The 12,919-nt window shown below is 73.6% G+C and carries 8 protein-coding genes; 7 read left to right on the top strand and 1 reads right to left on the bottom strand.

Features of this window, described 5'->3' with window-relative positions:
- Positions 1–1,528: sensor histidine kinase (locus tag ABD317_RS25265; RefSeq protein ID WP_344292269.1), on the bottom strand; the 1,528-nt coding region annotated here is incomplete at its 3' end.
- 126 nt (positions 1,529–1,654) lie between these two features.
- On the opposite strand from ABD317_RS25265, the gene ABD317_RS25260 reads away from it, so the two are divergent.
- From ABD317_RS25260 to ABD317_RS25230, 7 genes are all read left to right on the top strand, one after another.
- Positions 1,655–3,232, top strand: coding sequence for a glycosyltransferase family 2 protein (locus ABD317_RS25260; RefSeq protein WP_344292267.1), 1,578 nt, complete (start codon positions 1,655–1,657; stop codon positions 3,230–3,232).
- A gap of 131 nt (positions 3,233–3,363) precedes the next feature.
- Positions 3,364–4,896 carry an SDR family NAD(P)-dependent oxidoreductase gene (locus tag ABD317_RS25255; RefSeq protein WP_344292265.1) on the top strand — a complete coding sequence of 511 codons (1,533 nt, stop codon included), beginning with the start codon at positions 3,364–3,366 and terminating at the stop codon, positions 4,894–4,896.
- Positions 4,893–6,923 (top strand): hypothetical protein, encoded by a 2,031-nt coding sequence (locus ABD317_RS25250; protein WP_344292263.1) that lies wholly within the window; start codon positions 4,893–4,895, stop codon positions 6,921–6,923. Before ABD317_RS25255 ends, ABD317_RS25250 begins: the two co-directional genes overlap by 4 nt.
- Before the next feature lie 14 nt (positions 6,924–6,937).
- A complete protein-coding gene (locus tag ABD317_RS25245; RefSeq protein ID WP_344292261.1) occupies positions 6,938–8,878 on the top strand; it encodes a glycosyltransferase family 2 protein in 1,941 nt (646 codons plus the stop codon).
- A gap of 49 nt (positions 8,879–8,927) precedes the next feature.
- Positions 8,928–11,132, top strand: a complete 2,205-nt coding sequence (locus ABD317_RS25240; protein ID WP_344292259.1) for an acyltransferase family protein — start codon at positions 8,928–8,930, stop codon at positions 11,130–11,132.
- Complete coding sequence (locus tag ABD317_RS25235; protein ID WP_344292257.1) at positions 11,129–12,412, top strand: hypothetical protein; 1,284 nt, start codon at positions 11,129–11,131, stop codon at positions 12,410–12,412. Before ABD317_RS25240 ends, ABD317_RS25235 begins: the two co-directional genes overlap by 4 nt.
- Positions 12,413–12,430: 18 nt before the next feature.
- The coding region (locus ABD317_RS25230; protein ID WP_344292255.1) for an NAD(P)-binding domain-containing protein at positions 12,431–12,919 on the top strand (489 nt) is incomplete at its 3' end.

Here is a 12,919-nt window from a genome sequence, read left to right as displayed (position 1 = left end):
CGTGCCGGCGGGCCGCCTGGCGGACCAGCGCCAGGCCCAGGCCGCGGCCCCCCGCACCGGCGGCGCCGGCCGCGCGCTTCGTCGTCCAGCCGCGCTCGAAGACCTCCTCCGCCCGCTCCGGGTCCACCCCCGGGCCGTCGTCCGCGACCCGCAGCAGCAGCTCGCCGCCCGCCGCCCGCGCCGTCACCCGCACCTGCGGCTGCGGCGCACCCGCCGCCGGCCCGCCGTTCCGTACCCCGGACGCCGTCCGGGACCTGGCGCCCTCCGCCGCCGCGTCCACCGCGTTGTCGATCAGGTTGCCCAGCACCGTCACCAGGTCCCGGGCCGGCAGCGTCGGCGGCAGCACGCCGTCGTCGATCCGGCTGTCCGGGGTCAGCACCAGCTCCACCCCCTGCTCGTTCGCCTGCGCCGCCTTCCCCAGCAGCAGCGCCGCCAGCACGGGTTCCGTCACCGCGCCCGTCACCCGGTCCGTCAGGGTCTGCGCCAGCCGCAGCTCCGCGGTCGCGAACTCCACCGCCTGCGCCGTCCGGCCCAGCTCGATCAGCGAGACCACCGCGTGCAGCCGGTTGGCCGACTCGTGCGCCTGCGCGCGCAGCGCCTCCGCGAAGCCCCGCGCGGAGTCCAGCTCGCCGGTCAGCGTCTGCAGCTCCGTGACGTCGCGGAGGGTGACGACCGTGCCGCGGTGCTCGCCGCCGGTGACCGGCGAGGTGTTGACGACCACCGTGCGGTCCCGGGTCAGGTGCACCTCGTCGACCCGCGGCCCCGGCGCCAGCAGCGCCTCCGTGAGCTGCCCCGGCAGCCCGAGGTCCGCCACCGGCCGGCCCACCACGTCGTCGCCGGCGCCCGTGCCCAGCAGTTCCCGCGCCCCGTCGTTGACCAGCGCGATCCGCCCGGTGCCGTCGAGCATCAGCAGCCCCTCGCGGACCGCGTGCAGCGTGGCCTGGTGGTAGTCGTGCAGCCGGCTCAGCTCGCCGGCGTTCATGCCGTGCGTGTGCCGCCGCAGCCGGGCGTTGATGAGGTACGTCGCGAGCCCCGCCAGCGCCAGCGCCGCCGCCGCGACGTACAGCACGGGCATCAGCTGCCGCCGCACCTCGTCGCTGATCGCCTTGACGGTGATCCCCGCGCTCACCAGGCCGACGATCCGCCCGTCGGCCGCCCGCACCGGCGTGACCACGCGCAGCGAGGGGCCGAGGGTGCCGGTGTACGTCTCGCTGAACGTCTCGCCGCGGAGCGCGCGGGCGGTGTGGCCGAGGAACGCCTCGCCGATCACGGCCGGGTTGGGGTGGGTGAAGCGGGTGCCGTCCGGGGTCATGACGGTGATGAACGTCACCTCGGTGTCCCGCCGGGCGTGTTCGGTGTACGGCTGCAGCACCCCGGACGGATCCCCGCCGCCGGTGATCGCCCCGGCGACGCCCGGCGCCGCCGCGACCGAGCGCGCCGTGCTCTCCGCCTGCCGCTCCGCCGCCGCCTCCGCGCGGGCACGCGCCGTGACGTACATGAAGACCGCCGACCCGGCCACCAGCAGCATCCCCGGGCGTCGCCGCCGCGCCCGTAAAGGCCGGATAAGCCCGACACAAATCTGTCACTCCAGGACAACCATTGGTCACCCGGGCCGGTCTCCGTGTTCACCAAAGGAGATCGGTCTGGGGGGCCAGTGGAACAGCCGCACGTCACCGTGGTCATCGCCGCGTACAACGCCATGCCGTACCTGACGAGGTGCGTCGACTCCGTGCTCGGGCAGAGTCTCGCGCCGGAAGCCGTCGAGGTCGTCGCCGTCGACGACGGCTCCACCGACGGCACGGGCGCGGAGCTGGACCGCTTCGCGCGGCTCCACCCGGAGCGCGTCCGCGTCGTCCACCAGGAGAACTCCGGCGGCCCGGCCGCGCCGCGCAACACCGGCATCGGGCTGGCCCGCGGCCGGTACGTGTTCTTCCTCGACGCCGACGACTACCTCGGCCCCGAGGCGCTGGAGCGGATGGCCGCCATGGCCGACGAGAACGGCTCGGACGTCGTCGTCGGCAAGCTCGTCGGGGTCGGCGGGCGGACGCCGCCGACGTCGATGTTCCGGCGCGACCAGCCGGACGCCGACCTGTACAGCTCCCGGGTCTTCTGGGTGCTCAACCCCATGAAGCTGTTCCGCCGCGACCTGATCGAGCGCCACGGGCTGCGCTTCCCCGAGGACCTGACCACCGGCGAGGACCAGATCTTCGTCACCCGGGCGTATCTGCACGCCGCGAAGATCTCCGTGCTCGCCTCCTACGACTGCGTCTACTACGTCCTGCGCGACGACGGCGGCAACCTGACCACCACCGTCCGCAACGCCCCCCGCCCCGGCGGCGGCAGCGCCGGCACGTTCGCCGCGATGCTCACCCTCGTCGCCGAGCACACCCCCGCCGGGCCCCGGCGCGACCACCTCTTCACCCGGCTCTTTCAGGTCAACCTGCAGCGCGCGCTGCGCGGCGTGCGGCGCGAGCACGAGCGCGACCCGGAGCGCTCCCGCCGGATGTTCGCCGCGCTGCACGAGCCCGTCGCCCGCTGGTACAGCGAGCCGGCGATGGCGCGGGTCCCGGCGATCGTGCGGCTGCAGGGCGAGCTGGTGCGGCGCGGGCTGTACGAGGAGACGGTGGCCGTCGTCCGGTACGTCCGCGAGCGCCGGCTCGCGCTCGACGCCCGGAAAGGCCGCAAGCCGGTGCGCTGGCTGGCGCCCGCCGACGTCACCGTCGAGAACGGCCGGGTCTTCGCCCACTACCCGTACTTCCGCGACTCCCGCCTCGGCCTGCCCGACGACGTGTTCGATGTCACACACCAGGTCGGCGCCCGCTCCTTCGTCCGGCCCAGGTCCGTCACCGTCGCGCAGGACCGCCGGGACACCCGGGTGTTATCGGTGCGCGGCCGCCGCCGTACGCGGCTGCCCGCCGTGGCGCTGGAGCTGACGGCGACCCGCGCGAGCGACGGCCGTACGGTCACGGCCGCCCTCCCCGCCCCCGAGCCGGCCGACGGCACGGGCAGCACGGGCAGCACGGGTGCGCAGGGCGGACAGGGGGCCGGGGGCGCCTTCACGGCCCGCATCCGGGTGCCCCAGCCCGGCACCTGGCACCTCGCCCTGCGGATCGCCGGCAGCAGCACGCCGGAGCTGCCGCTGCAGACGGTACGGGTGGAGAGCGCGAACCCCGCGCACGCCCTGCGCGCCTGGCTGGGCCGGAGCGGCCGGGTGGCCCGCCCCGCGTCCTGATCACGGCCCGGTGACGATCCCGTCCTCGGCCCGCAACCGGATACAACTTCGCGCACCTCTAATATGTCTTGCTGTCGAGCCGAATTCACCCCGAATTCGATGACCGCTCACGATCATCACCAGGAGCAGCAGTGTCGACAGGCGCCCCCACGGAGCCGACAGCGAGCACGTCCGCCCAGGCCACCCGCACCACCGCCGTGGTACTGGCGGGTGGCACCGGGCAACGCGTGGGGCTGTCCATACCCAAGCAACTGCTGAAGATCGCCGGGAAGACGGTGATCGAGCACACACTCGCGGTCTTCGAGCAGGCCGACGGCGTCGACGAGATCCTGGTCCTCATGGCGCCCGGCTACGTCGAGGACGTCGAGCGGATCGTCGCCAAGGCCGGCCTGACCAAGGTGCGCCGGGTGCTGGAGGGCGGCGGCACCCGCAACGAGACCACCGAGCGCGCCATCGCCGAGATCGGCGCGGACCTCGCCCCGGGCGAGGACGCGAACGTCCTCTTTCACGACGCCGTACGCCCCCTGCTGTCGTCCCGGGTGATAGCCGACTGCGTCACCGCCCTGGAGCGCTACCAGGCCGTGGACGTCGCCATCCCCTCCGCCGACACGATCATCGTCACCCGGCGGCACGGCGAGGACGGCGAGTTCATCACCGACGTCCCGGACCGCTCCCGGCTGCGCCGCGGCCAGACGCCGCAGGCGTTCAAGCTCTCCACCATCCGGCGGGCGTACGAGGTGGCCGCGGGCGACCCGAACTTCCAGGCGACCGACGACTGCTCCGTGGTGCTGAAGTACCTGCCCGACGTGCCGATCCACGTGGTCGCGGGCGACGAGTACAACATGAAGGTCACCCACCCCGTCGACGTCTTCATCGCCGACAAGCTCTTCCAGCTCGCCTCCAGCTCCGCCCCCGAGCACGGCGACGAGGAGGCTCACCGCAGCCTCCTCGACGGCCGCACGCTCGTCGTCTTCGGCGGCTCGTACGGCATCGGCGGCGACCTCTGCGAGCTGGCCCGCGGCTACGGCGCGCACGTCTACCCCCTCGGCCGCTCCACCACCGGCACCCACGTGGAGAACCCCGGCGACATCGAGGAGGCGCTGCGCCGCGCCTACGACGAGACCGGCCGCATCGACTACGTCGTCAACACCGCCGGCGTGCTGCGCATCGGCCGGCTCGCCGACACCGACGACGCCGCCCTCGAAGAGGCCCTGCGGGTCAACTACCTCGCCCCGGTCCAGATAGCCCGCACCGCCCACAAGTACCTCGCCGAGACCCGCGGCCAGCTGCTCCTCTACACCTCCAGCAGCTACACCCGCGGCCGGGCCGAGTACAGCCTCTACTCCTCCACCAAGGCCGCCGTGGTCAACCTCACCCAGGCGCTCGCCGACGAGTGGGCCGGCGACGGCGTCCGCGTCAACTGCATCAACCCCGAGCGCACCGCCACCCCGATGCGCACCAAGGCGTTCGGCACGGAGCCCGCCGGCTCGCTGCTGGCCTCCGAGGCCGTCGCCCGCACCTCCCTCGACGTGCTGCTCTCCGAGATGACAGGCCATGTCATCGACGTACGCCAGCAGGATCCGACCCGCGGCTCCAGCGTCGACCGCGCGCTGGCCGCGGTGCTCGACCGCAGCGAGGACGGCACCGAGGCGGGTGTGCGGTGACGGGGATATTCCTTCGCCTGGTCCGGGGCGGCAACGCCGGGGAACTCGGCGCCGCCGCCGTGATGCTGGTCTCGTACCCGCTGATGCTGCTGGCCGCGCTGATCCCGAGCCTCGGCGTGTTCGCCGGCGCGGCCGCGGTGAGCTACGTCTCCGACCACTTCCTGCACCACCGCGGCGCCTACCTGCTCAACCAGCTCTCCCGCGCCCGCGCCGGCCTGACCCTGCGCTTCATGCTGCGGCAGCTGCTGCTCGTGCTGCTGCTGGCCCGGATGGGCGTCGCCGGCGACACCGTCGGCTACGAGGCCATCGCCTGCTTCGCGCTCGTCGCCACCCTGCAGGCGCCGCACAGCGGTCTGCTCACGCTGCTGCGCAACCGCCGCAAGCTGCCCGTCATCACCCGCAACATCGACCTGGCGCCGCTCGGCATCTCCGACGCCGCGCCCCGGCTGCTCACCCACCGCGGCGCCGAGAAGGTCCAGCACCTCGACCTGTTCGCGGTCACCGGCATCCTCGTCGCCGCCGAGACCGGGACGGGCGCGTACGGCTACGCCGGCATGGGCCTGACGCTGGGCCTGACGCTGCTGTACATCGCCGCGGTGGGGTACCACATGCGGCCCGGCGCGCTGCCGCCGAAGCGGGACGCGGTGCTGGAGTGGTTCGACGAGTGGCTGCGCGCCTACCGGCCCACCGTGGTGCTCTACTTCTCCGGCACCAAGGAGTCCACGTACCAGATCAACATGTGGCTGGAGACACTGCAGGACCTGACAGCGCTGGACGAGCGCCCGCTGCTCATCGTCCGCGAGCAGCACACGCTGCCGGGCCTGGCCGCCACCACCGTGCCGGTGGCGTGCGTGCCGTCCGCGGTGCACCTGATGAACATGGACCTGTCGTCGGTGCGGGTCGCGCTCTACCCCGCCAACGTCGGCAAGAACATCCACCTGCTGCGGGTGCCCACGATGAAGCACGTCTTCATCGGCCACGGCGACAGCGACAAGGTCGCCAGCATCAACCCGTACGCCAAGGTCTACGACGAGGTGTGGACCGCCGGCCGGGCCGGCCGCGACCGCTACGCGCTGGCCGACGTCGGCGTCCGCGACGACGCCATCGTGGAGGTCGGCCGCCCCCAGCTGGCGTCGATCCGCCCCGCCGAGGCGCCCGCCGCGGACCGCATCCCCACCATCCTCTACGCGCCGACGTGGGAGGGCTGGACCGACGACCCGGGCAACACCTCGCTGATGCTGGCCGGCGAGAACATCGTCCGCCGGCTGCTGACGGCCAAGGAGCCGGTGCGGGTGCTCTACAAGCCGCACCCCTTCACCGGCATGGTCAGCCCGCGCGCCAAGGCCGCCCACGAGCGCATCGTCGCCATGGTCGAGCAGGCCGGCGCGCGCCGCGCCACCGAGCCCCGCTGGGTCCGCGCCGCCGCGGCCGAGCAGGCCGGGCTGGAGGCCGCGCGGGCCGAGCTGGTGCGTATCGAGGCGCAGCTGGAGCGGCTCGACCGGGCCGCCGACGAGTCCGCCGACGAGGCGCAGACCTCCCGCGACGCCGTGGTCGACCCGGCCCGGGAGGCGGAGGCGGCCCGGCTGAAGGAGCAGTGGAACGACGCCTACTGGCGCTCCTTCGGCTGGTGGGAGCACCGCGTCGTCACCGGCGACCAGCCGCGGCTGTACGACTGCTTCAACGTCTCGCACGGGATGGTCTCCGACATATCGAGCGTCGTCTCGGACTTCATCGCCAGCGGCAAGCCCTACGCGGTGACCGACTCGGCGGGCCTGGGGGAGCAGGAGTTCAAGCGCCAGAACACCGCGGTGCGGGCGGCGGTCATCCTCGCGCCCGACGCCGCCAGGATCGACGAGCTGCTCGCCGCCGTCCCCGACCCCGCGGCCGACCCGCTGCGGGCCGCGCGCGAGGAGCTGAAGGAGTACCTGCTGGGCCCCGACGAGCCCGCGTCCGTCGTCCGCTTCGGCGAGGCCGTGCGCGCGCTGGCGGAGAAGTCCGAGCGCCGCAACCTAGAGCGCGCCGTCTGAAGGAGATAGGCACGATGACATCCCCCGAGGCCGCGCCCGCGGCCGGTCCCATACCCGACGTCACGGTGATCACGGGTGCGTACAACTCGATGCCGTACATCACCCGCAGCGTCACCTCGGTGCTGGAGCAGACGATCGGCGTCGACCGGCTGGAGATCCTCGTCATCAACGACGGGTCCACCGACGGCACCGGCGCCGAACTCGACCGGCTCGCCGCGGAGAACCCCGGGCTGACCGTCATCCACCAGGAGAACTCCGGCGGCCCGGCCGGCCCCCGCAACGTCGGTCTTGAGCGGGCCACCGGCCGCTACGTGTTCTTCCTCGACGCCGACGACTTCATCGGCCGCGAGACGCTCGCGCGGATGGTCGAGACCGCCGACACCAACGGCACCGACGTCGTCGTCGGCAAGATGGTCGGCGTCAACGGCCGCGGTGCGCCCACGTCCATGTACCACCAGAACCTGGCCCGCACCGACGTGTTCAGCTCCCGCGTCTACTGGACGCTGAACCCGATGAAGCTCTTCCGGCGCGAGCTGGTCGAGCGGCACAAGCTGCGCTTCCGGCCCGAGCTGAAGGTCGGCCAGGACCAGCCGTTCACCAGCGCCGCCTACCTGCACGCCGCCGGCATCAGCGTGATCGCCGACTACGACTGCGTGTACTGGGTCAAGCGCGACGACGGCGGCAACAACACCTCCGTCACCAAGGGCACCGCCCCGCGGATCCGCTTCCTGGAGGCCATGTTCGAGCTGGTCGGCGAGCACGTGCCGGACGGCCCGCGGCGCGACCACCTGCTGGCCCGGCACTACAACATCGACCTGCCGCACACCATCCGCCAGCTGCGCCGCGAGAAGAACGCCGGCGACCAGCAGTCGGCCTTCCAGGACATGCGCCTGCTGTTCGACCGGTGGTACAGCGAGGGCGCGGCGGCCAGGCTGTCCGTCATCGAGCGGCTGCTGATGGAGCTGGTCCGCCGCGGCGACCTCGACGACCTGCTCGCGGCGTCGAAGTACCACCGCAAGCTGGGCGACCAGGAGGTGACGCACCTGGTGGAGGACGGCCGGGTCTACGCCCAGTACCCGTTCTTCCGCGACCCCGCCAGGAACATCCCGGACACGTTCTACGACGTCACCGACGAGCTGCCCGTCCCGTTCCGCGTCGGCAAGGCCGGCCTCGACGCCGAGACCGGCACCGTCCAGCTCTCCGGCAAGGTCAAGGCGCCCGCGCCGGACGGCTGGAGCACCCCGCCGGAGATGCTGCTCAAGCAGCGCGGCGGCATCGTCCAGCACCGTCTTCCGCTGTCGCTGGAGCCGCAGCAGGACGACGAGGGCTACCAGAACTTCCGGCTGGACATCGACCCGGCGACCGCCGCCGGCGGCGAGCCGCTCGCCGAGGCGCTCTGGGACCTCTCCCTGGCCTGCGGCGACGCCAACGTCACCCGGTTCGGCGACCAGCGGAGCCTGAGCCTGCTCAAGCAGCCGGCGATGCACGTCGCCGCCGCCCACGCCGGTTCCGGCCAGGTCGTCACCCTCTACGCGATCCGCTCCACCGGCCACCTCACGCTGGAGCTGGGCGAGATCAAGCACAAGGCGGACAAGCGGTTCGAGGCCGCGGCACAGGCCGAGAAGCGCCGCGACGAACTCGTCGTCGACGTCCGCGCCACCGTCACCGGGCTGCCCGCCGACGCGGTGCGGCTCGACGTCGCGGGCGCCTCCGCCGTCGCCCGGCCGGCCAAGACCTCCGGTGCCGCCCGCACGTACCGGGCGAAGCTGCGGCTGCCGCGGGAGGCCCGCAAGCGCCGCGACGCCCTCACGCCGGAGGTCACCGTCCGCGCCGGCGCCCTGTCCTGGACCGTCCCCGTGCGCCGGGCGGAGCCCGCCCCGGCCGCCGCCCCGCCGGCCGGCCGCAGCATCGCTCGAGCGCTGCGCTCCGCCAAGTCCCGGCTGGCCGCGCGCTAGTGACGTCCAGGTCCACCCGACACCACCAGAACCGTTACCCGGAGGGTTGATGCACGGCCAGCAGGCCCCGGCGCTCGACGCGCCCGATCCGACCGAGCGCCGGTCCCGGCCGGACACGCGGCCGGCAGGCCCCAGCCGGGGGTTCCGCCCCGACGTCGAGGGCCTGCGGGCCGTCGCCGTGGGCGTGGTGCTGCTGTACCACGCGGGCGTGCCGCTGATCTCCGGCGGCTACGTCGGCGTCGACGTCTTCTTCGTCATCTCCGGCTTCCTGATCACCGGGCTGCTGGTGCGCGAGCTGGAGCGCAGCGGGCGGATCTCCCTCACCGGGTTCTACGCCCGCCGCGCCCGCCGGCTGCTGCCGTCGACGGCCGTCGTGCTCGCGGCGGTCGCGCTGCTCGCCTGGCTGCTGATGTCGCCGGTGGAGCGCAAGACGGTCGCGAAGGACCTGGCCGCCGCGGCGCTGTACGTCGTCAACTGGCAGCAGGCGTCGCTCGCCGTCGACTACTCCGCGCTGGGCGCCGACGCCAGCCCCGTACAGCACTTCTGGTCCCTCGCGGTCGAGGAGCAGTTCTACCTGGTCTGGCCGCTGCTGATCATCGCCATCGGCTGGTGGTGCAAGCGCGGCGGCGGCAGGTCGGTCCGCCCGCGGCTGGCCCTGGCGCTCGGCGGCATCGCCGTGGCCTCCTTCGCGTACTCGGTCTACCTCACCCGCGAGGAGGCCGGCGCCGCGTACTTCTCCACCTTCACCCGCGGCTGGGAGCTGGCCGTCGGCGGGCTGCTGGCGCTGGTGCCGGCGGACGCCTGGCGGCGGCTGCCGGGCCGGGTCGCGGCCGTCCTCGCCGCCGGCGGGCTCACGGCCATCGCGGTGGCCGCCCTGCGGTTCTCCGACGAGACCCCCTTCCCCGGCTCCGCCGCCGCGCTGCCCGTGCTGGGCGCCGCCGCGGTCATCGCGGCCGGCGCCGCCCGGCAGGACACCGCGGGCGCGCGGCTGCTGGGCACCGCGCCGATGCGGTACGTGGGGCGGCTCTCGTACTCCTGGTACCTGTGGCACTGGCCGGCCGTCGCCTTCGCCACCGTCAAGTGGCCCGACATCACCACCGCCCAGCTGGCCGTCGTCGTCGCGGCCAGCTGGGTGCCCGCCGCGCTCACCCACAAGCTGGTGGAGGATCCCGTACGGGTCTCGCGCGCGCTCGCCCCGGTGGGCCGCGGCCTCGTCCTCGGCCTCGCCTGCACCGCCGCCGGCGCGCTGCTGGGCTGGCTGACCTGGGCCACCGTGCCGACCATGAAGCTCGCCGACCCCTCGCAGGCCGTCGGCGCCGCCGCGCTCAAGGACTCCATGAAGGTCCAGGAGTCCGCGGCCGTGCTCAGCCCGCTGCCCGAGGACGCCGACGCCGACGAGGGCGAGGTGTACGAGTCGGGCTGCCACGCCGGACAGCGGGACACCGAGGCCGGGGGCTGCGTCTACGTCAACGACGCGGACCGCACCGGCGACGGCAGCCGGGCCCTCCGGCCCGACGTGACCGTCGTCGGCGACAAGGCCGGCGGCGACCGGAAGGCGAAGGGGGTGGAGATCGACGTCGTGCTCTTCGGCGACTCGCACGCGGCCCAGTACGCGCCGGCGCTGCTCTCCGTCGCCGAGAAGCGCGGCTGGAACGTCGCCGTGCTCACCAAGTCCGCCTGCACCCCGGCCAAGACGACCATCTACAACCGGCAGTACGAGCGCGCGTACACCGAGTGCGACGCCTGGCGCGCCAGCGCGGTGGAGCACATCACGGCCAGCGACCCCGGGCTGGTGCTCGTCGGCAACCGCGACGACCAGGCGGCGATGAACGGCGACGACAAGCTCGACGGCGAGGAGAACACCGCGGCCCTGCGCGACGGGATGTCCGCCACGCTGGGCGAGCTGAAGGACTCCGGCGCCCGGGTCAGGGCGCTCGCCGACATCCCGTACCCGCCGGAGGACATACCCTCGTGCGTGTCGGCCAACACCGACCGGCTGCAGGACTGCGCCTTCCCGCTGCGCGAAGGGCTGGAGTACGAGCAGGTCACCCCCCAGGCGGCCAAGCGGGCCGGGGTCCCGGTCATCGACCTCGCCCCCGAGCTGTGCCCGGACGGGACCTGCCCGGCCGTCATCGGCAACGTGATCGTCTACCGGGCCGGCGAGCACATCACCGAGACCTACATGCAGACGCTCACGGGCTGGCTGGACGACCAGCTGCCGAAGAACGTCCGAGGAGAGAAGGACTCCCGATGACGACACCGCCGACGCAGCCGACGCCGACGCTGGTGCCCACGGTGCCGCGCGGCGGCCGCATCCTCCACATCGGCCCGCACAAGACCGGCACCACCGCCCTGCAGGGCGCGTTCCACAGCGCCCGCGACCGGCTGCCCGCGTACGACGTCGTCTACGCGGGCACGCACCGGCAGCCCGTCGCGGCGGCGCTCGCCAAGATCGGGGTGGAGTTCCCGGGGCCGGCGGGCACGCCCGTACGCGAGCACCTCGACGTGTTCCTGCAGCGCGACCGGCCGGGCATGGAGCGCTGGCGGCGGCTGGTGGAGCAGTGCGAGCAGGCCGGCGACCGGCGGGTGGTCATCAGCACCGAGTACTTCTCCAACGCCGCCGACGACGCCGCCCGCGAGGTCGTCGCCGAACTCGGCGGCGGGGAGCGGGTGCACGTCGTCGTCACGCTGCGGCCGCTGCTGAAGATCCTGCCGTCGCAGTGGCAGCAGTACGTGCGCAACGGGCTGCGCTCGACGTACGAGGACTGGCTGGAGGAGATGTTCCACCGGGAGCCGTACATCGAGCCGACCCCCAGCTTCTGGCGCCGGCACCGGCACGACGAGCTGATCGCCCGCTGGGCGGCGGCCGCCGGCCCGGAGAACCTGACCGTCCTGGTGCAGGACGAGAGCGACCAGCAGATGCAGCTGCGGGTCTTCGAGGAGATGGCCGGGCTGCCCGCCGGGTTCCTCGTCTACGACGAGAAGGACAACCGGTCGATGACCCACGGCGAGGCCGAGCTGGTCCGGCTCCTCAACGTGGAGTCGCACCGCCGCGGCTGGTCCGTGGAGCGGCACGGCAAGGTCGTACGCGCCGGGGCGCTGCGCCGGATGCGCGACAGGTACCAGCCCGCGCGCGACGAGGCGCGCGTCGCCACCCCCGAGTGGGCGGTGGCCGAGGCCACCGGGCTGGCCGAAGAGATGACCGCCGCCATCACCGGCCTCGGCGTCAACGTCGTCGGCGACCTGGCCTCCCTGGCGAAGCGGCCCGGCACGCCGCCCGCCGCCCCCGCGCAGGCGACGGCCCCGGCCGCCGCGGCGGCCCAGGCGGTCATCGGCGCGCTGCTGGCGCAGTCCTCGCTCGACACCAAGGCCGCCGAGGCGGCCAAGAAGAACCCCGCCGGGCCGGACTCCGCCCGGCCCGCCGCCGCCACGACCGCACCGGCGCCCGCCGACGGCTCCCGCCCGGGCCGGGGCGGCGCCACCCACCTGCTGCGGAGCGCCGCCCGGCGCGGACTCCGCCGTATCCGCCGATAACCCGAAGGGCCTGCACAGATGTCGTTGAGAATCACCGTGATCGGTACGGGCTACCTCGGTGCCACGCACGCCGCCGCGATGGCGGAGCTGGGCTTCGAGGTGCTGGGCCTGGACGTGGTCAAGGAGAAGGTCGAGCTGCTGTCGGCGGGCCGGGTGCCGATGTACGAGCCGGGCCTGGAGGAGCTGCTGCGCACGCACGTCGCCGGGATCGAGGGCTCGACCGGCCGGCTGCGCTTCACCACCTCGTACGCGGAGGCCGCGGCGTTCGGCGATGTGCACTTCGTGTGTGTGAACACGCCGCAGAAGCACGGTGAGTACGGCTGTGACATGTCGTATGTGGATGCTGCGGTGGACGCGCTTGCGCCGCGGTTGGAGCGGCCGTGTCTGGTGGTGGGCAAGTCGACGGTGCCGGTGGGTTCTGCGGCGCGGCTGGCGCGGCGGCTGGCGGAGCTGGCGCCGGTGGGGGAGCAGGCGGAGCTGGCGTGGAACCCGGAGTTCCTGCGGGAG

The sequence above is a fragment of the Streptomyces synnematoformans genome, from assembly GCF_039531005.1.
Taxonomy (GTDB): Bacteria; Actinomycetota; Actinomycetes; order Streptomycetales; family Streptomycetaceae; genus Streptomyces; species Streptomyces synnematoformans.
This window is presented reverse-complemented; position numbering and strand designations above follow the sequence as displayed.